The sequence below is a fragment of the Mesorhizobium sp. M0047 genome, assembly GCF_040323315.1.
Classification (GTDB): Bacteria; Pseudomonadota; Alphaproteobacteria; order Rhizobiales; family Rhizobiaceae; genus Mesorhizobium.
In genome coordinates, this window is sequence record NZ_JAMYUW010000016.1 from 45,562 (window position 1) to 60,257 (window position 14,696).

The 14,696-nt window shown below is 62.8% G+C and carries 13 protein-coding genes and 1 other RNA gene; 5 read left to right on the plus strand and 9 right to left on the minus strand.

What is annotated here, in order from left to right:
- Together rsmH and mraZ are read right to left on the minus strand one after the other, a co-directional pair.
- Positions 1-1,035: a 16S rRNA (cytosine(1402)-N(4))-methyltransferase RsmH gene (gene rsmH / locus NKJ89_RS17320; RefSeq protein ID WP_352604185.1), complete on the minus strand. Its 1,035-nt coding sequence runs from the start codon at positions 1,033-1,035 to the stop codon at positions 1-3.
- Complete coding sequence (mraZ, locus tag NKJ89_RS17325) at positions 1,032-1,490, minus strand: division/cell wall cluster transcriptional repressor MraZ (protein ID WP_352604187.1); 459 nt, start codon at positions 1,488-1,490, stop codon at positions 1,032-1,034. The genes rsmH and mraZ overlap by 4 nt, the downstream gene beginning before the upstream one ends.
- A 407-nt stretch (positions 1,491-1,897) precedes the next feature.
- On the opposite strand from mraZ, the gene NKJ89_RS17330 reads away from it, so the two are divergent.
- Complete coding sequence (locus NKJ89_RS17330; RefSeq protein ID WP_352604189.1) at positions 1,898-3,013, plus strand: cystathionine gamma-lyase; 1,116 nt, start codon at positions 1,898-1,900, stop codon at positions 3,011-3,013.
- A gap of 54 nt (positions 3,014-3,067) precedes the next feature.
- Here NKJ89_RS17330 and NKJ89_RS17335 read toward each other — a convergent pair whose 3' ends face one another.
- The 6 genes from NKJ89_RS17335 to NKJ89_RS17360 all read right to left on the minus strand — a co-directional run bounded on the left by NKJ89_RS17335 (position 3,068) and on the right by NKJ89_RS17360 (position 6,760).
- On the minus strand, positions 3,068-3,301 hold the full coding sequence (locus tag NKJ89_RS17335; protein ID WP_352604191.1) for a type II toxin-antitoxin system ParD family antitoxin: 234 nt from the start codon (positions 3,299-3,301) through the stop codon (positions 3,068-3,070).
- Between the two features lie 168 nt (positions 3,302-3,469).
- An RNA gene (gene rnpB / locus NKJ89_RS17340) (RNase P RNA component class A) lies at positions 3,470-3,880 on the minus strand.
- A 50-nt stretch (positions 3,881-3,930) separates the two neighbouring features.
- Positions 3,931-4,659, minus strand: a complete 729-nt coding sequence (locus NKJ89_RS17345) for a lytic transglycosylase domain-containing protein (RefSeq protein ID WP_352604193.1) — start codon at positions 4,657-4,659, stop codon at positions 3,931-3,933.
- 209 nt (positions 4,660-4,868) lie between these two features.
- A complete protein-coding gene (locus NKJ89_RS17350) occupies positions 4,869-5,624 on the minus strand; it encodes an N-acetylmuramoyl-L-alanine amidase (RefSeq protein WP_352604195.1) in 756 nt (251 codons plus the stop codon).
- Positions 5,621-6,340 (minus strand): TerB family tellurite resistance protein, encoded by a 720-nt coding sequence (locus NKJ89_RS17355; RefSeq protein ID WP_352604197.1) that lies wholly within the window; start codon positions 6,338-6,340, stop codon positions 5,621-5,623. Before NKJ89_RS17355 ends, NKJ89_RS17350 begins: the two co-directional genes overlap by 4 nt.
- Positions 6,341-6,514: 174 nt before the next feature.
- A complete protein-coding gene (locus NKJ89_RS17360; RefSeq protein WP_084025055.1) occupies positions 6,515-6,760 on the minus strand; it encodes a hypothetical protein in 246 nt (81 codons plus the stop codon).
- 193 nt (positions 6,761-6,953) lie between these two features.
- Between NKJ89_RS17360 and NKJ89_RS17365 the strand changes: the two genes are divergently transcribed.
- The 4 genes from NKJ89_RS17365 (at position 6,954) to NKJ89_RS17380 (ending at position 13,171) form a co-directional block, all read left to right on the plus strand.
- Positions 6,954-10,784 (plus strand): hydantoinase B/oxoprolinase family protein, encoded by a 3,831-nt coding sequence (locus tag NKJ89_RS17365; RefSeq protein WP_352604199.1) that lies wholly within the window; start codon positions 6,954-6,956, stop codon positions 10,782-10,784.
- An 83-nt stretch (positions 10,785-10,867) separates the two neighbouring features.
- Positions 10,868-12,115: a BtaA family protein gene (locus tag NKJ89_RS17370; RefSeq protein ID WP_352604201.1), complete on the plus strand. Its 1,248-nt coding sequence runs from the start codon at positions 10,868-10,870 to the stop codon at positions 12,113-12,115.
- Positions 12,112-12,795, plus strand: coding sequence for a class I SAM-dependent methyltransferase (locus tag NKJ89_RS17375; RefSeq protein ID WP_352604203.1), 684 nt, complete (start codon positions 12,112-12,114; stop codon positions 12,793-12,795). Before NKJ89_RS17370 ends, NKJ89_RS17375 begins: the two co-directional genes overlap by 4 nt.
- A gap of 67 nt (positions 12,796-12,862) precedes the next feature.
- On the plus strand, positions 12,863-13,171 hold the full coding sequence (locus tag NKJ89_RS17380) for a HigA family addiction module antitoxin (protein ID WP_352604205.1): 309 nt from the start codon (positions 12,863-12,865) through the stop codon (positions 13,169-13,171).
- A 22-nt stretch (positions 13,172-13,193) separates the two neighbouring features.
- On the opposite strand, the gene NKJ89_RS17385 is transcribed toward NKJ89_RS17380, so the two are convergent.
- The gene (locus NKJ89_RS17385) at positions 13,194-14,573 is read right to left on the minus strand and encodes a serine hydrolase domain-containing protein (protein WP_352604207.1); all 1,380 of its coding nucleotides are present in this window, start codon (positions 14,571-14,573) and stop codon (positions 13,194-13,196) included.
- Between the last annotated feature and the right edge of the window lie 123 nt (positions 14,574-14,696).

Genomic DNA, 14,696 nt, shown 5'->3' on the forward strand with positions numbered 1-14,696 from the left:
TTACCTCTCCCCCGGCCGGTCGATACCGGGAAGCTTTGGAAGGCCGAAAATCGAAAAGTCGCTGCTGCGCGCCGGCGCCTCCGTGCGGATTGCCGCGCGCAGCCTGGCCGAACGGGCGCGAGGATTGGCCGCCACCTCGGCATCGCCGGCGGTCACGCCGCCGCCCGCCTTGCGGAAGGTCGCGGTGCGCGCATGAGCCTCGGGCAGGTGTCGCGAGCCGGTCGCGACGTCGGCACGGTCGGCGATGAAACGCTTGACGATGCGGTCTTCCAGCGAATGGAACGTCACCACGGCGAGCCGTCCGCCCGGCTTCAGCGCACGCTCGGCCGCGAACAAGGCCTTGGCCAGTTCGCCAAGCTCGTCATTGACGAAGATGCGCAGCGCCTGGAAAACGCGCGTCGCCGGATGGATTTTGTCCTTCGGCGCACGGCCGATATGCGTCTCTATGGCGTCGGCCAATTCCAGCGTGCGCTCGAACGGACGCTTTTCGCGGCGAGCCTCGATCATGCGAGCTATGCGTCCGGCGTGACGCTCCTCGCCGAGGAAGCCGAAGATGCGGGCGAGGTCGCCGGGCTTGAAGCTGTTGACGACGTCGGCGGCGCTCAAACCAGCTTGCGCCATGCGCATGTCGAGCGGCCCGTCGGCGCGGAACGAGAACCCGCGCTCGGCCTGGTCGAGCTGCATCGAGGACACACCGATGTCGAGCACGACGCCGTCGGCGCTCTCGACATGTTCGTCCAGCGTCGAGAACGGCGCCTGCACCAGCCGCAGGCGGCCGCCCGACTGCGCCTCGAGATCGCGCCCGGCGGCGATGGCATCCGGATCGCGGTCGATCGCCACCACGGAGGCGCCCGTCGCCAGAATGGCCCTGGTGTAACCGCCGGCGCCGAACGTGCCGTCGATGATGATGTCGCCCTCCGCTGGCGACAGTGCTTCCAGCACTTCGCCAAGGAGGACCGGAATGTGGCGGGCCGATCCGCCAACGGCGTGCCCATCGACGGCGTGAGGAAGGTCATCGCCGTGGCCCACCGTCATTCCGGTCGCTCCCCAGCCTTCGTCCCCTGCCGAAGCTGCAAAAGCCGAGCCCGCGCCTGCGCCCCATAGGCAGCAAGCCGTCCCGGCTCCCAGACCTGAAAGAAATTGCCGCGTCCGACAAAGGCCACTTCCGCCGAAATGCCGGTGTGTTCGCGAATAAAATCGCTCATCGTGATGCGACCGTCCTGGTCGAGTTTCAAGAATGTTCCGTCGCCATGGCAGAAGAATGACATATCGTCCGCCGTCTGCAGGAAGGGATCCTCGAGTGCGATGCGCTGCTCGTAGCGGTCGAGCAGGTCGAGCCCGCCGACATCCATTGCCGGCAGATCGAGACAGCGCAGCGCATAGAGTTCCGAATAGCCGCGCTTCTGCACAACGGCGCGGAAATGCGCCGGAACGGATACCCGTCCCTTCGCATCGATCCTGCTCACCGTGTTCGAGAGAAACCGGTCCATTAAATGCCACGGCCGCTTGCGCCGCCGCACCCCTCTTCATCGTGTCGCACGCGCCGCCGCGGCACGTTCGCTGCCCCGCATCAATCTCGTTAGCACGGGCAAAAACCGGCAAACGCGCAGCCGCCGCGGCTGCCCGATTGGCGTACGCATTACCCTGACGCGGAACGAAGGCTTTGATGTCTGTATGGGATATCATGGGGTACTATGGGCGTCAACGGGAAGAGCTTCACAAACACGCACGCCGCGACCAATGAGAGCAGCCTTGACGGCACGTCTCGTCTTTATGGATCATTAAGCCTAACGAAGCGTTTAGAGGCGCTTGGCCCAACCAGACGCGCCTTGCCGCGAGGCGCTACCCAGCATAGCGTTTCGCCGCATCCGGTACGTCGTTAAAGGGTTGAGAATCGATGTCTGAAACAGCGAACAGTCGCGCTGCAGCACTGTCCCATCTGCGTAGCAGCGGGCTTGCCACGGGCGATTCCATCCCTCTGCCCCTGACCATGGCCGCCATTTTTCACGCGCCCGGTGACGCCACCGGTTTCAACCAGTACGGCCGCTTCAGCAACCCGACCTGGGATGCGGTCGAACATGTGCTGGCCCATCTGGAGGACGCGCCCTGCGTCGCCTTTCCTTCGGGAATGGCGGCGATCTCGGCAGCATTTTTTGCCGTGCTCAAGGCCGGCGATCGCATCCTGCTGCCTTCGGACGGCTATCACACGACACGGGCTTTGGCAGAACGCTTCCTGAAGCCCCTTGGCGTCACCTATGATGTGAGGCCGACCTCGACCTTCCTCGATGGCGGCTTCGAAGGATACCGCCTCGCCTTCGTCGAAACCCCCGCCAATCCCGGGCTGGATATCTGCGATATCGCGGCCGTAGCCGATGCTGTTCACAAAGCCGGCGCGCTGCTGGTGGTCGACAACACCACGATGACACCCTTTGGCCAGCGCCCACTCGACCATGGCGCCGATATCGTCGTTGCCGCCGACACCAAGGCACCCAATGGCCATTCCGATGTGCTGTTCGGCCATGTCGCCAGCCGCAATGCCGAAATCATCGCCGCCGTGACCGGCTGGCGCGAGGTTTCCGGAAGCATTCCCGGTCCGTTCGAAGCTTGGCTGGTGCATCGCGGCTTGGAGACACTGGACGTGCGCTTCGATCGCATGTGTTCCTCGGCGGAAGTGATCGCGCGGCGGCTGAAGGATCACCGCGCGATCAGCGGCCTGCGGTTCCCCGGACTGGAAAGCGATCCGTCGCATAACCTTGCTCGCGCCCAGATGGAGCGCTTCGGCTTTCTCATCTCTTTCGAGCTCGCATCGGAGGACAAGGCAGAGGATTTCATCAACAATTGCGACCTGATCCAGGCCGCGACATCCTTCGGCGGCGTCCACACCTCTGCCGAGCGGCGCTTGAAGCGAGGCGATGCGGTTCCCGCCGGCTTCGTGCGCCTTTCGGTCGGCTGCGAGCCGGTGGAAGAGCTTTGGAAGGCAATCGAGACGTCGCTGGACAAGATCGGCGGCTGACAAAATCGGCTAAGAGCTTTTTGCCTCTGCCATTTTGAGATATCTGGCGCGCGCTCATTCGATAATCGGCGGCCCCTCAAGAGCGGGCCCGCTGTCGATCCCTTCCTGCACAAGTTTGCGCAATTCCTCGACCGTATAGCCATGCAGGTCGCGCCGGTCTTTCCATTGCCTGAGCGCATCACGGATCACCTCGCTCGCCGATGCATATTCGCCGGCGGCGACCACGTCATCCACCGCCTGCGCCAATTCCGGCGACAGCGTTATGCTGCGTTTATCGACCTGTCCCATGACGGCTCCCGAAAATATTGCCGATTCACGGTACGATTTAATCGCACCCAAGTTCAAGCAATCGCCGGTCCAGGCTTGCGTGGTGGATCGTTGAACAAACCTTGAATCACCAGGCGCGCCCGAGGGCGCAACCTGCTGAAGAGTTCTCTTCGATCTCGCGCGAGAAAAATTGCCAGCTGGCCTATAAGCCGGGTTTTGTATGGCCCTCGCCCCTTGCGGAGCGAGAACGTGGCGGCCATTCATCTTGGGCGCATGTTGCCATGCGCCTCACGCAACCTACCCGGACGGTGGGCCGGAAACAGCCCTCGAGGGTTTCCCCTCGCACCGCCCCTATTCGGTCTTGCTCCCGGTGGGGTTTACCGTGCCGCTCCTGTTGCCAGTCGCGCGGTGGGCTCTTACCCCACCCTTTCACCCTTGCCCCGGATCCGGCAAAGCCGAACCGTGGCGGTTTGCTTTCTGTGGCACTTTCCCTGGGGTCGCCCCCGCCGGCCATTAACCGGCACCGTGTTTCCATGGAGCCCGGACTTTCCTCACCCGCGGCCTTTCGGCGTTTGCGGGTGCGGCCGCCCGGCCAGCTGGCAAGGCGTATAAAGGGGTTCACGCTCGAAAACGCAAACGAAAAAGCAGACTTATGCAGGCGATCCAAGCGCAGCCATCTGCACTTTGACCTTGCCGCAATAGGCGGCCGACACCGGGTTCATCCGCGTTGCGGCGTGCCCGGCATTGTATTTCAGAATCGTACCACAGGTCGTGCCGCCGCCGAGGCTCCGCGCCATGGCAAGATATTTCATGCCGTATTTGATGTTGGTGTCGGGATCGAACAGGCCCTTGGCGGCACCGCTATATCCCATCATCCGCGCTGTTGCCGGCTTGATCTGCATCAGGCCGATCTCGCCGGCGCTGCCGACGATGTCGGGCCGGTAGTTGCTCTCGATCTTGATGACGGCAGTGGCGAGCGACACCGGCACGCCTTCGATCGCCGCATAGCGGGCAACGATTGCGGAATACTGGCCGCTGCTGGCCACCGCGGCCGTCGATGCCGCCGCCTTCCTCAGACCAACCGACGCCGTTGTCGTCATGTCGACGGTCTTGCGACCGCGCTTCGTCTGCCTTTTGGCGGTAGACTTCTTGGGCTTGGACCAGCTTGCCTTTTCCACTTTGGCGGAAACCCGCTTCGTCGCCTCGGCGCCGTGGCTTGCCTTGTCGCTTGTGGCCAGCGTGGCCTTGCCGCTTTTTGCGGGTACGGCGGAAAGCCCTTGATCGGCCCGCGGGCTGAGTGGCGCGGCTTGCGCCGTACCGAAGGCAAAAGTCATTACGCCGGCAGCAAGAGCTGCCGTTAAAACGGTCAATTTCTGCATGTGATCCTGTTCTGTCTGGACCGCGTGAAGATGTTCACGCAGCAACGCCTAATCAATATCGGAACAACCCGGGGGGCTGGGGGTCCGACATCTGCACGCCAGCCGTTTGACGCTCGATTTGGTGTCAAACAAGGCCAGGCAAGTCACTTTGAGTGACAGCTTGTAATTTAAAGATTGGAAGGGGTTGCTTGGAAGAGGCTTCCCTCAGGTCAGCGTCTCACGGAGGCAAGCAGCTTTTGCAGTGTCCGCAGTGTCGAGCCATCGGCAATGCCGTCCACCCTGCGCGGCCGGAAATGCCTCTGAAACGCCTCGACGACGAACTCCGTCTGTCGGTCGAAAATGCTCGTTATTTCGACGCCATAGCCGTAGAGCGCCAGCATCGACTGCAACGCCTCGACGTCACCGCCGGCATCGCCGAGCCTGAGCACGGCTCCTCGCCGGATCGGTGCGGCCGCCACGAGATGGCCGACTCCGGCCTCGAACAGCGTCTTCCAGGGGAACTTCTCGCCCGGATCGATTTTGCGTCCCGGCGCCACATCGGAATGTGCGAGCACCCGCTCGGCGGCAATCGAATGCCGCCCGGCGATCCCCCTGCACAGCCCGATTACCGCATCGATCTGCCGCTTGGGAAAACCGGGATAGCCCAACGTATGTCCCGGATTGACGATCTCGATGCCGACGGAACAGGAATTGATGTCGGCGCGTCCGAACCACGAACTCTTGCCGGCGTGCCAAGCGCGGTCGCTTTCCCTGACCATTTGCACGGTGTGGCCATTCTCATGGACGAGATAATGCGACGACACCTCGCTGGCCGGATCGCACAGCCACGCCTCGGCGCCAATGCCAGTCGCCATGCCGGTGTAGTGCAGCACGATCATGTCAGGCTTGAGTGTCTCGCGCCGCGGGCCGAAATTCGGCGATACCCTGACCTCGGCACATGGCTCGTCGGGCAGGAAACCGCTCATGCGTGGCGCAGACCCCGCTCGATCATCTCATAGGCGGCATTGATCGCCGCCACCCTGGTCGTTGCGATCTTGATGAATTCCTGCGGCAGGCCGCGCGCGATCAGCCGGTCCGGATGATTGTCGGAAACCAGCTTTCGATAGCGCTTCCTGACCTCTTCGAACGGCTTGCCGCGCTCGATGCCGAGCACGACATAGGGATCCCCGGCGCCCAGATTGACGTGCCGCGCCATGATGCTTTCGTAATGTGCCTCCTCGATGCGGAAAATCTCGGCGATGCGGTGCAGAAAGTGGCCTTCGCGCTCATGCACCAGCCCGTCGGCCTTGGCGATGTGGAACAGGCCGTCGAGTATGTCTTCCAGCATCACGCAGTTGGAATGCCCCGAGCCGCATAGCTGCGCCATCCGCTCGGCATAGGTCTCGAAACCGGCCACGTCGCGCTGGGCGAGATCGAACAGCCGCGCCACATTGCGCGTCTCCTTCGGCGGCACGTCGAAGATTTCCTGGAAGGCGCGCACCTCGTCTTGGGTGACGATGCCATCGGCCTTGGCCATCTTGGCCGACAGCGCGATCATCGCCACCGAAAAGGCGACACGCCGGCGCAGATCCGCATCGCCCGAAAAAACCGTACGCACGGCCTCGACGACGTCGGCAACACCCGACGAGGTTGAAGATGAAACGCGGGTGATGAACTCGCCGAGGCGATCCCAAATGGACATAGCCTGCTTCTTAGTGCCACCGCCCCTTGCTATCAAGCCGGGACAGTGCCGCAGGCTCCGCACGACAATCGGCCCGACTTTGGCGCGGGATGTGGCCGCGGCGGTCGGACTAACGAGAAAGGCCGATACCAGACGGCCTTTCTCAGCCTTCACGCGAAAGTACCGCGTTCCCGACTACTGCGCGGGCGCAGGAGCTGGTTTTGCCGGAGCCGGCTCGGCAGGCTTCTCGGGTGTGATGCTCTTCGTAGTCGAGTTGTCGGTAGCCGGAGGCGTCGCGGCCGGCGGCGTAGCCGGCTTCATCGGCTGTTCGGCCGGCGGTGGGGTGCTCTGGGTGGTGGTGTTATCCGTACCGTTGTCACTGCAGGCGGCAACGCCAAGCAAGGCCAAAGCGGAAACGGACGCAAGAATGAGCTTTTTCATATTATCTCTCCTTCGATACACGCTCACGTTGCCGTGAACGGTCGAAGGGAAATGCATCAGATAGCCATGAGTTTCGTAACGTTGCGTTTCCGCATGTAACATCGTCTGGTCCATTTGCGATTGCCGGTCGAACGATGGCGAACTAACAGAATGTGCTGAACCACAGATCGAACAGAAAAGTACCAGGGCTGTCATGACCGAAAAATGGGATTTCTGGATCGACCGCGGCGGCACATTCACCGACGTCATCGGCAAGGATCCGGAAGGCGGGCTGCATCCCCGCAAGCTTCTCTCCGAAAATCCCGAGGCCTATGCCGATGCCGCCATCCAGGGCATTCGCGGCCTTCTCGGTCTATCCTCCGGCGATGCCATCCCGCCCGGCCTGATCGGCGACATCAAGATGGGCACCACGGTCGCCACCAATGCGCTGCTGGAGCGCAAGGGCGACCGCGTTCTTTTGCTCATCACCAAGGGTTTTCGCGATGCGCTGAGGATCGCCTATCAGGCGCGCCCGGACATCTTCGCCAAGGAGATCATCCTTCCCGAACAGCTCTACGAGCGCGTCATCGAGGTCAACGAGCGCGTACGCGCTGATGGCCGTGTCGAACAATTGCTCGACATCGCCGCCTGCCGGCCGGCAATCGAACAGGCCAGGGCCGATGGCATCGATGCCGTGGCTATCGTCTTCATGCATGCGTGGAAGTATCCCGACCACGAGAAGGCGGTGGCAAAGGTCTGCCGCAAACTTGGTTTCAGCCAGGTTTCGGTCAGCCATGAGGTCTCGCCGCTGATCAAGTTGGTCGGCCGTGGCGACACCACTGTAGTCGACGCCTATTTGTCGCCGATCCTGTCGAGGTATGTGCAAAGGGTGGCGGGAGAGTTGGGCGTCCTCTCCCCCCTCGAGGGGGGTGAGGGGCGGTCGACCGAAGGTAGAGAAAAAGCCAGCGATTTGGCTTTTTCAGCAACGAACGCCCGAAGCCATAGCGAAGGGCAGTCGGCAAAGCGGCCAGAGGGGGTCCTATCAGAAGGCACCGCCGATGCGTCGAACCCAGTCGAGCCGACCCCACCCGGCGGCTTTGCCGCCACCCTCCCCTTGAGGGGGAGGGAATCCCCTCGCCTCATGTTCATGATGTCCTCCGGCGGGCTGACCGCTGCCGACATGTTCCAGGGCAAGGACGCGCTGCTGTCGGGCCCAGCCGGCGGCGTCGTCGGCATGGTCGAGACGGCCAGGCTCGCCGGTTTCGGCAAGGTCATCGGCTTCGACATGGGCGGCACCTCCACCGATGTCGCCCATTATGACGGCGAATATGAGCGCGCCTTCGACACCGAGGTCGCCGGCGTGCGCATCCGCGCGCCGATGATGCGCATCCACACCGTCGCCGCCGGTGGCGGCTCGATCCTGCATTACGAGGCCGGCCGCTTCCGTGCCGGACCGGACTCGGCTGGCGCCAATCCCGGCCCGGCCGCCTACCGGCGCGGCGGGCCGCTCGCCGTCACCGACGCCAATGTCATGCTGGGCAAGCTGCAGCCCGATTTCTTTCCCGCCATTTTCGGGCCCGGCCAGGACCAGCCGCTCGATGTCGAGACGGTACGGGCAAAATTCGCCATGCTGGCAGTCGAAATTGGCGACGGCCGCACGCCCGAGGCTGTCGCCGAAGGGTTCGTCACCATCGCCGTTGAGAACATGGCGAACGCCATCAAGAAAATCTCCGTTCAGCGCGGCTACGATGTCACCGAATATCTCTTGAACTGCTTCGGTGGCGCTGGCGGCCAGCACGCTTGCCTGGTCGCTGACGCGCTCGGCATGGAGGCGGTATTGATCCATCCCTTCTCCGGCCTGCTGTCGGCCTACGGCATTGGCCTGTCTTCGGTTTTTGCCTCGCGCCAGCAGGCGTTGCTGAAGCCGCTTGCCGAAGAGTCCAGAACGGAGATCGACAACCTTATTACCACCTTGAAAAAAGCCGTCATCGCCGAACTCGCGGCACAAGGCATCGCCGAGGACGCGGTTGCCGCGAAGCCGGTGCTGCACATCCGTTACGACGGCACCGACACGACATTGCCGGTGAATTTTGAGGAAGACTCGATTTTCCAGGCCAAGCGCGATTTCGAAATCGCCCACAGAGCACAGTTCGGTTTCGTCTATGACGACAAGCCGATGATCGTCGAGACCGTCGGCGTCGAAGGCATCGACACCGGCGGCAACGGCCGCGACGAAACTGAATCGCAAACCGAAGACCTCGCCGTAAGCCATTCGCAAACCCGCGAAATCTTCACCGAGGGAGAGTGGCGTGCTTCAGGCATCTTCCGCCGCGAGGCGCTGAGGCCGGGAAACACGGTTGCGGGTCCTGCCTTGATCATCGAGCCGAACCAGACGATCGTCATCGAGCCGGGCTGGCAGGCCGAAATCACCGCCAGGAACCATGTGCTCCTGCGCCGTGTCGAGAAAAAGCGCAGGCAGGCCGCACTCGGCACCGAGGCCGACCCGGTCATGCTGGAGGTCTTCAACAATCTGTTCATGTCGATTGCCGAACAGATGGGCGTGACGCTGCAGAACACCGCCTATTCGGTCAACATCAAGGAAAGGCTGGATTTCTCCTGCGCAGTCTTCGACCGCACGGGCGCGCTGGTTGCCAACGCCCCGCATATGCCGGTGCATCTGGGCTCGATGGACCGTTCGGTCGAAACCATCATCCGGCTGAATTCCGGCGATATCCACCCTGGCGACGTCTTTGCGCTCAACGCCCCCTACAATGGCGGCACGCACCTGCCCGACATCACGGTGGTGACGCCGGTGTTCGACGACGCCCAACACGAAATCCTTTTCTGGGCCGCCTCGCGCGGCCATCATGCGGATATTGGCGGCACGGCACCCGGTTCGATGACGCCGCTTGCCACCACCGTCGACGAGGAAGGCGTGCTGTTCGACAATTTCCGCATCGTCGATCGCGGCCACTTCCGCGAGAAGGAGCTGGAAACGCTGCTCACCGACCACCGATACCCGGCCCGCAACCCGCACCAGAACATCGCCGACCTCAAGGCGCAGATCGCCGCCAACGAGAAGGGCGTCGCCGAACTGCGCAAGATGGTCACCCATTTCGGCCTCGATGTGGTCGAGGCCTATATGGGCCATGTCCAGGACAATGCCGCCGAAAGCGTGCGCCGCGTGCTGGAGCGGCTGCCCGACAGTTCGCAGTACGAATACCCGACCGACACCGGCCAGATCATCAAGGTCAAGATCACGGTCGACCGCCAAAAGCGCGAGGCGACGGTCGACTTCACCGGCACATCGCCGGTCATGAAGAACAATTTCAACGCACCCGAGCCGGTCGCCCGCGCCGCCGTGCTCTACGCGTTCCGCGTCATGGTCGAGGACATGATCCCGATGAATGCCGGGTGCCTACGGCCAATCAACATCATCATTCCCGACGGCTGCATGCTCAAACCCGCTTACCCCGCCGCTGTCGTCGCCGGCAATGTCGAGACCTCGCAGCACGTCACTAACGCGCTGTTCGGCGCCATGGGCGCCATGGCCAACGCGCAAGGCACGATGAACAACCTGACCTTCGGCAACAAGACGTACCAATATTACGAGACGATCTGTTCCGGCTCGCCGGCCGGTCAAATGAACTCCGGCCGCGGCTTTGCCGGCACCTCCGGGGTTCACACCCACATGACCAATTCGCGCCTCACCGATCCGGAAGTGCTGGAGCTGCGTTTTCCCGTGCTGCTCGAGGATTTCCACATCCGGGAAGGTTCCGGCGGCAAGGGCAAATGGAGCGCCGGCGACGGCACCAAACGCACCATCCGCTTCCTCGAAAAGATGGAATGCGCGATCCTGTCCTCGCACCGCAACCGCCCGCCGCAAGGCCTGAACGGCGGCGGCGATGGCGAGGTCGGCTCGACCAAGATCCGCCGCAAGGACGGCACGATCGAGATGCTGAAAGCCTGCGACCAGACGGTGCTGCAAGCCGGCGACGCCGTCATCCTGACGACGCCGACGCCGGGCGGGTTCGGCAAGACGTAAGCAGGCATCAACAGGCTGTCACCGGCCTGTCATCACCCTGGGTTACCCGCTTGCGGCAAAGCAAATGGGGAATCATCTTTGCCATGACGGACGTCTCCGCAGATCTGGTCTTTCGCCGCGGCAAGGAAGTGGGAAAGGCCGTCTACCAGAACCGCCCACTGTCGAAGGCAGGCATTTCGGAGCGGCTGTTCGCCTTCCTGTTTTCCGGCCTCGTCTATCCGCAGATCTGGGAAGACCCCGACGTCGACATGGAGGCGATGCAGCTTGGCCGGGGTCACCGCGTCGTCACCATCGCCTCGGGCGGTTGCAATATCCTGGCCTACCTCACCCGTTCGCCGGCACAGATCGATGCCGTAGATCTCAATGCCGCCCATGTCGCGTTGAATCGCATGAAGCTGGAGGCAGTGCGCCAGCTGCCTTCGCAAGGCGACCTGTTCCGCTTCTTCGGCGCCGCCGACACCAGCCACAATTCGCAAGCCTACGACCGCTTCATCGCGCCGTATCTCGACCCGGTCAGCCGTCACTATTGGGAGCGCCGCAACTGGCGCGGCATCAGGCGCATCGCCGTCTTCGATCGCAATTTTTACCAGACCGGCCTGCTTGGCCTGTTCATCGCCATGGGCCATCGCACGGCAAAGTTCTTCGGCGTCGACCCAGCCGGCATTATGCAGGCTCGCAACCCAGGCGAGCAGCGTCGCTTCTTCCAAGAGGAGTTGGCACCGGTCTTCGACAAGAAGCTTTTGAAATGGGCGACGTCGCGCAAGGCCTCGTTGTTCGGCCTCGGCATTCCGCCGGCGCAGTACGATTCGCTGATCACCTCGGGCGACGGCACCATGGCCAGCGTGCTGAAGGCCCGGCTGGAAAAGCTCGCTTGCGATTTTCCGCTGGAGAACAACTACTTCGCCTGGCAGGCCTTCGCGCGGCGCTATCCGAACCCCGGCGAGGCCGCCCTACCCGCCTATTTGGAAAGGCAGAACTACGAGACCATCCGCGGCAATGTCGACCGCGTCGCCATTCACCATGCCAATCTGATCGAATTCCTCGCCGGCAAGGATGCCGGCGCGGTCGACCGCTTTGTCCTGCTCGATGCACAGGACTGGATGACCGATGAACAGCTCAACGCGCTGTGGGCGGAAATCACCCGCACCGCATCGGCCGGCGCCCGCGTCATCTTCCGTACCGCCGCCGAGCCCAGCCTGTTGCCGGGCCGAGTCTCCAGCTCGCTGCTCGACCAGTGGGTCTATCAGGATGAAGCATCGCGCGAATTCTCGACTCGCGACCGCTCGGCTATCTATGGCGGCTTCCACCTCTATGTGAAGAGTGCAGCGTGAGCATGACCGAACTGCCGGCCAGCCCGGAATTCAAGGCAAACCATGCCGAATTGATGGACGGCGTCTACCGCTGGCAGCGCCACATCTACGACCTGACCCGCAAATACTACCTGCTCGGTCGCGACCGGCTGATCGCGGAGCTTGATGTGCCCGCCGGGGGCACAGTGCTTGAACTGGGCTGCGGCACCGGCCGCAACATTATACTCGCCGCTCGCAGACACCCCGAAGCGCGCTTCTTCGGCCTCGACATCTCAGCCGAGATGCTGGAAACGGCCGGCGCCGCGATGACGCGCGAGGGCCTGTCCGGCCGCGTCGTACTGGCAAGGGGCGACGCCACGAATTTCGATGCCGATGCACTCTTCGGTGTCGAACGCTTCGATCGTATCTTCGTGTCCTACTCACTGTCGATGATCCCCGGCTGGGAAAAAACGGTATCGGCAGCGCTTGCCGCGCTGTCACCGAACAGTTCGCTGCACGTCGTCGATTTCGGCCAGCAGGAAGGTCTGCCGCGCTGGTTTCGCGCGCTGCTGCGCGGCTGGCTCAGAAAGTTCCATGTCACGCCGCGTGAATCGCTGCGCGAGGTTCTGGAATCGGAATCTCGGCGAACCGGCGCAAGCTTCCGTTTCCGCACGCTTTATCGCGGTTATACCTGGCTGGCGGTCATCAAGAGCGCCATCTGAATGTTGCCATTGGGCAGGCATGGTGCTCCAATTCCCCTGTGAGGCGGGGCAGTTGTGAGGTGAGAACATGTTGATGACCGCACGCAAGCCAGCAACGGTTGGCGAAATTCTCACGGAAGAATTCATGCAACCGCTCGGCCTTACGCAGGCAGCCTTGGCCGAGGCGATGGGGGTCCAGCGCAAGCATGTGAACGAATTGTGCAACGACCGCCGCAACGCGACGGCGGCGACCGCGCTTATTCTGGCACGGGTGTTCGGCAACAGCCCGGATTTCTGGCTAAACGTCCAGCGCCGCAGCGACCTCTGGCAGGTCATGAACTCGCCCGACGAGCGAGCGCGGGTTGATCGTGCCAAGCCTTTGGCGACTGCTGCATAGCAAGAATTGCGGGCGCGCTAGTCTAATGCAATGCCTTCACCAGCGCGCCCACCATCGTCTGCGGCCGGTAGCCGAGTTTGGCCGGAGTCAGGCCCAGCCGCACCACCACCAACTGCTCAGAGGGGATGATGGCGACCGTCTGCCCGTCATGGCCTTCCATCCAGTAGGTGTCCTTTGGCAGGCCTGCGGCGACGCCCGCGCCCGGGTTTTCCTCATCGCCCGGAGCCTCTATCCACAGTTGGCCCTTGCCGTAGACTTTCGATGCGGCTGCCGGCTCGCGCATCCAGTCGACGAAGCCGGCAGGCAGGATTTGATTGCCGTTCCACACCCCGCCTTGCAGCAGGAACTGACCGAAGCGCGCCCAGTCATGCGCGGTTGCGTAGAGATAGGACGAGCCGACAAAGGTGCCCTGCTCGTCCGTTTCCAACACCGCGCTGTGCATGCCGAGCGGCTCGAACAGGGCGGTGCGCGGCCACGTCAGCGCCTTGGCCTTGTCGCCGACAGCATCCTGCCAGAGGCGCGACAGCATCACCGCCGTGCCGCTTGAATAGGAAAACAACTTGCCGACGTCGGCCGCCAGCGGCTTTGATTCGGCAAAGCCCGCCATGTCAGGCTCGAGATAGAGCATGCGTGTGACGTCGGCGACGTCGCCATAATCCTCATTGAACTCCAGCCCGCTCGACATCGCCATCATGTCGGCAAGGCTGATTGCACTGCGGCCGTCCGCCTTCCACGGCCCGAACAGTCCCTTGTCGGTAAAGGTCATCTTGCCGTCCTTGACCAGCGTGCCGACGATGGCGGCGTTCACCGTCTTGGTCATCGACCAACCGAGCAACGGCGTCTTTGCCGAAAAACCGGCGCCATAGCGCTCGGCGACGACACGACCGTTCTTGACCACCACCACCGCACGCATCCCGGGACCGGTCAGTGCCGCATCGTCCAGCAACTTGGCAATCAGCGGGTCCGGTGATGCCTCGATCCGCTCACCTTCCGGCCACAGCGCATCCTGGCTGACCTCCGGGGGGCCCGCATGGATTGCCGTCCGCCGCACCTTGCCGACATCGCCGTCGGGGACCGAAGCGCAACCCAGCCCGTCACGGGCTACTGCGACGCTCTTGCCGAGGAAACCAAGCAAGCCCGCGGAGACCGTTCCCCTGTTCTTGTCCACCGAGACCCGCATCAACCGCAGCAGCGGGTGCCCCGGCGCCTGCACGTCGACGGCAAGCACCTCATTCGCGTTGCGTCCGGCGATAAAGACGTTCGAACAGACGATCTTGGCCGAGTAGCCCGAGCCGACGCGGATCAATTCCGGCGGCGCGATATAAAGCCAGGCAAAAAGCGCGGCGATCGCCAGCACGATCAGGCCAAGCAGCCATTTGACGATCTTGACGACGATCCGCATTTCTTTTCTTTCCTCCCAGGCCTCGCCGGACCCTTCCGTCATCGATTTGCCGCCATTGCTTTCGCAAATCATGGGGCTTGTCGAGCGCCGTCAACGGATTATCAACCATGATCGGCGATCAAA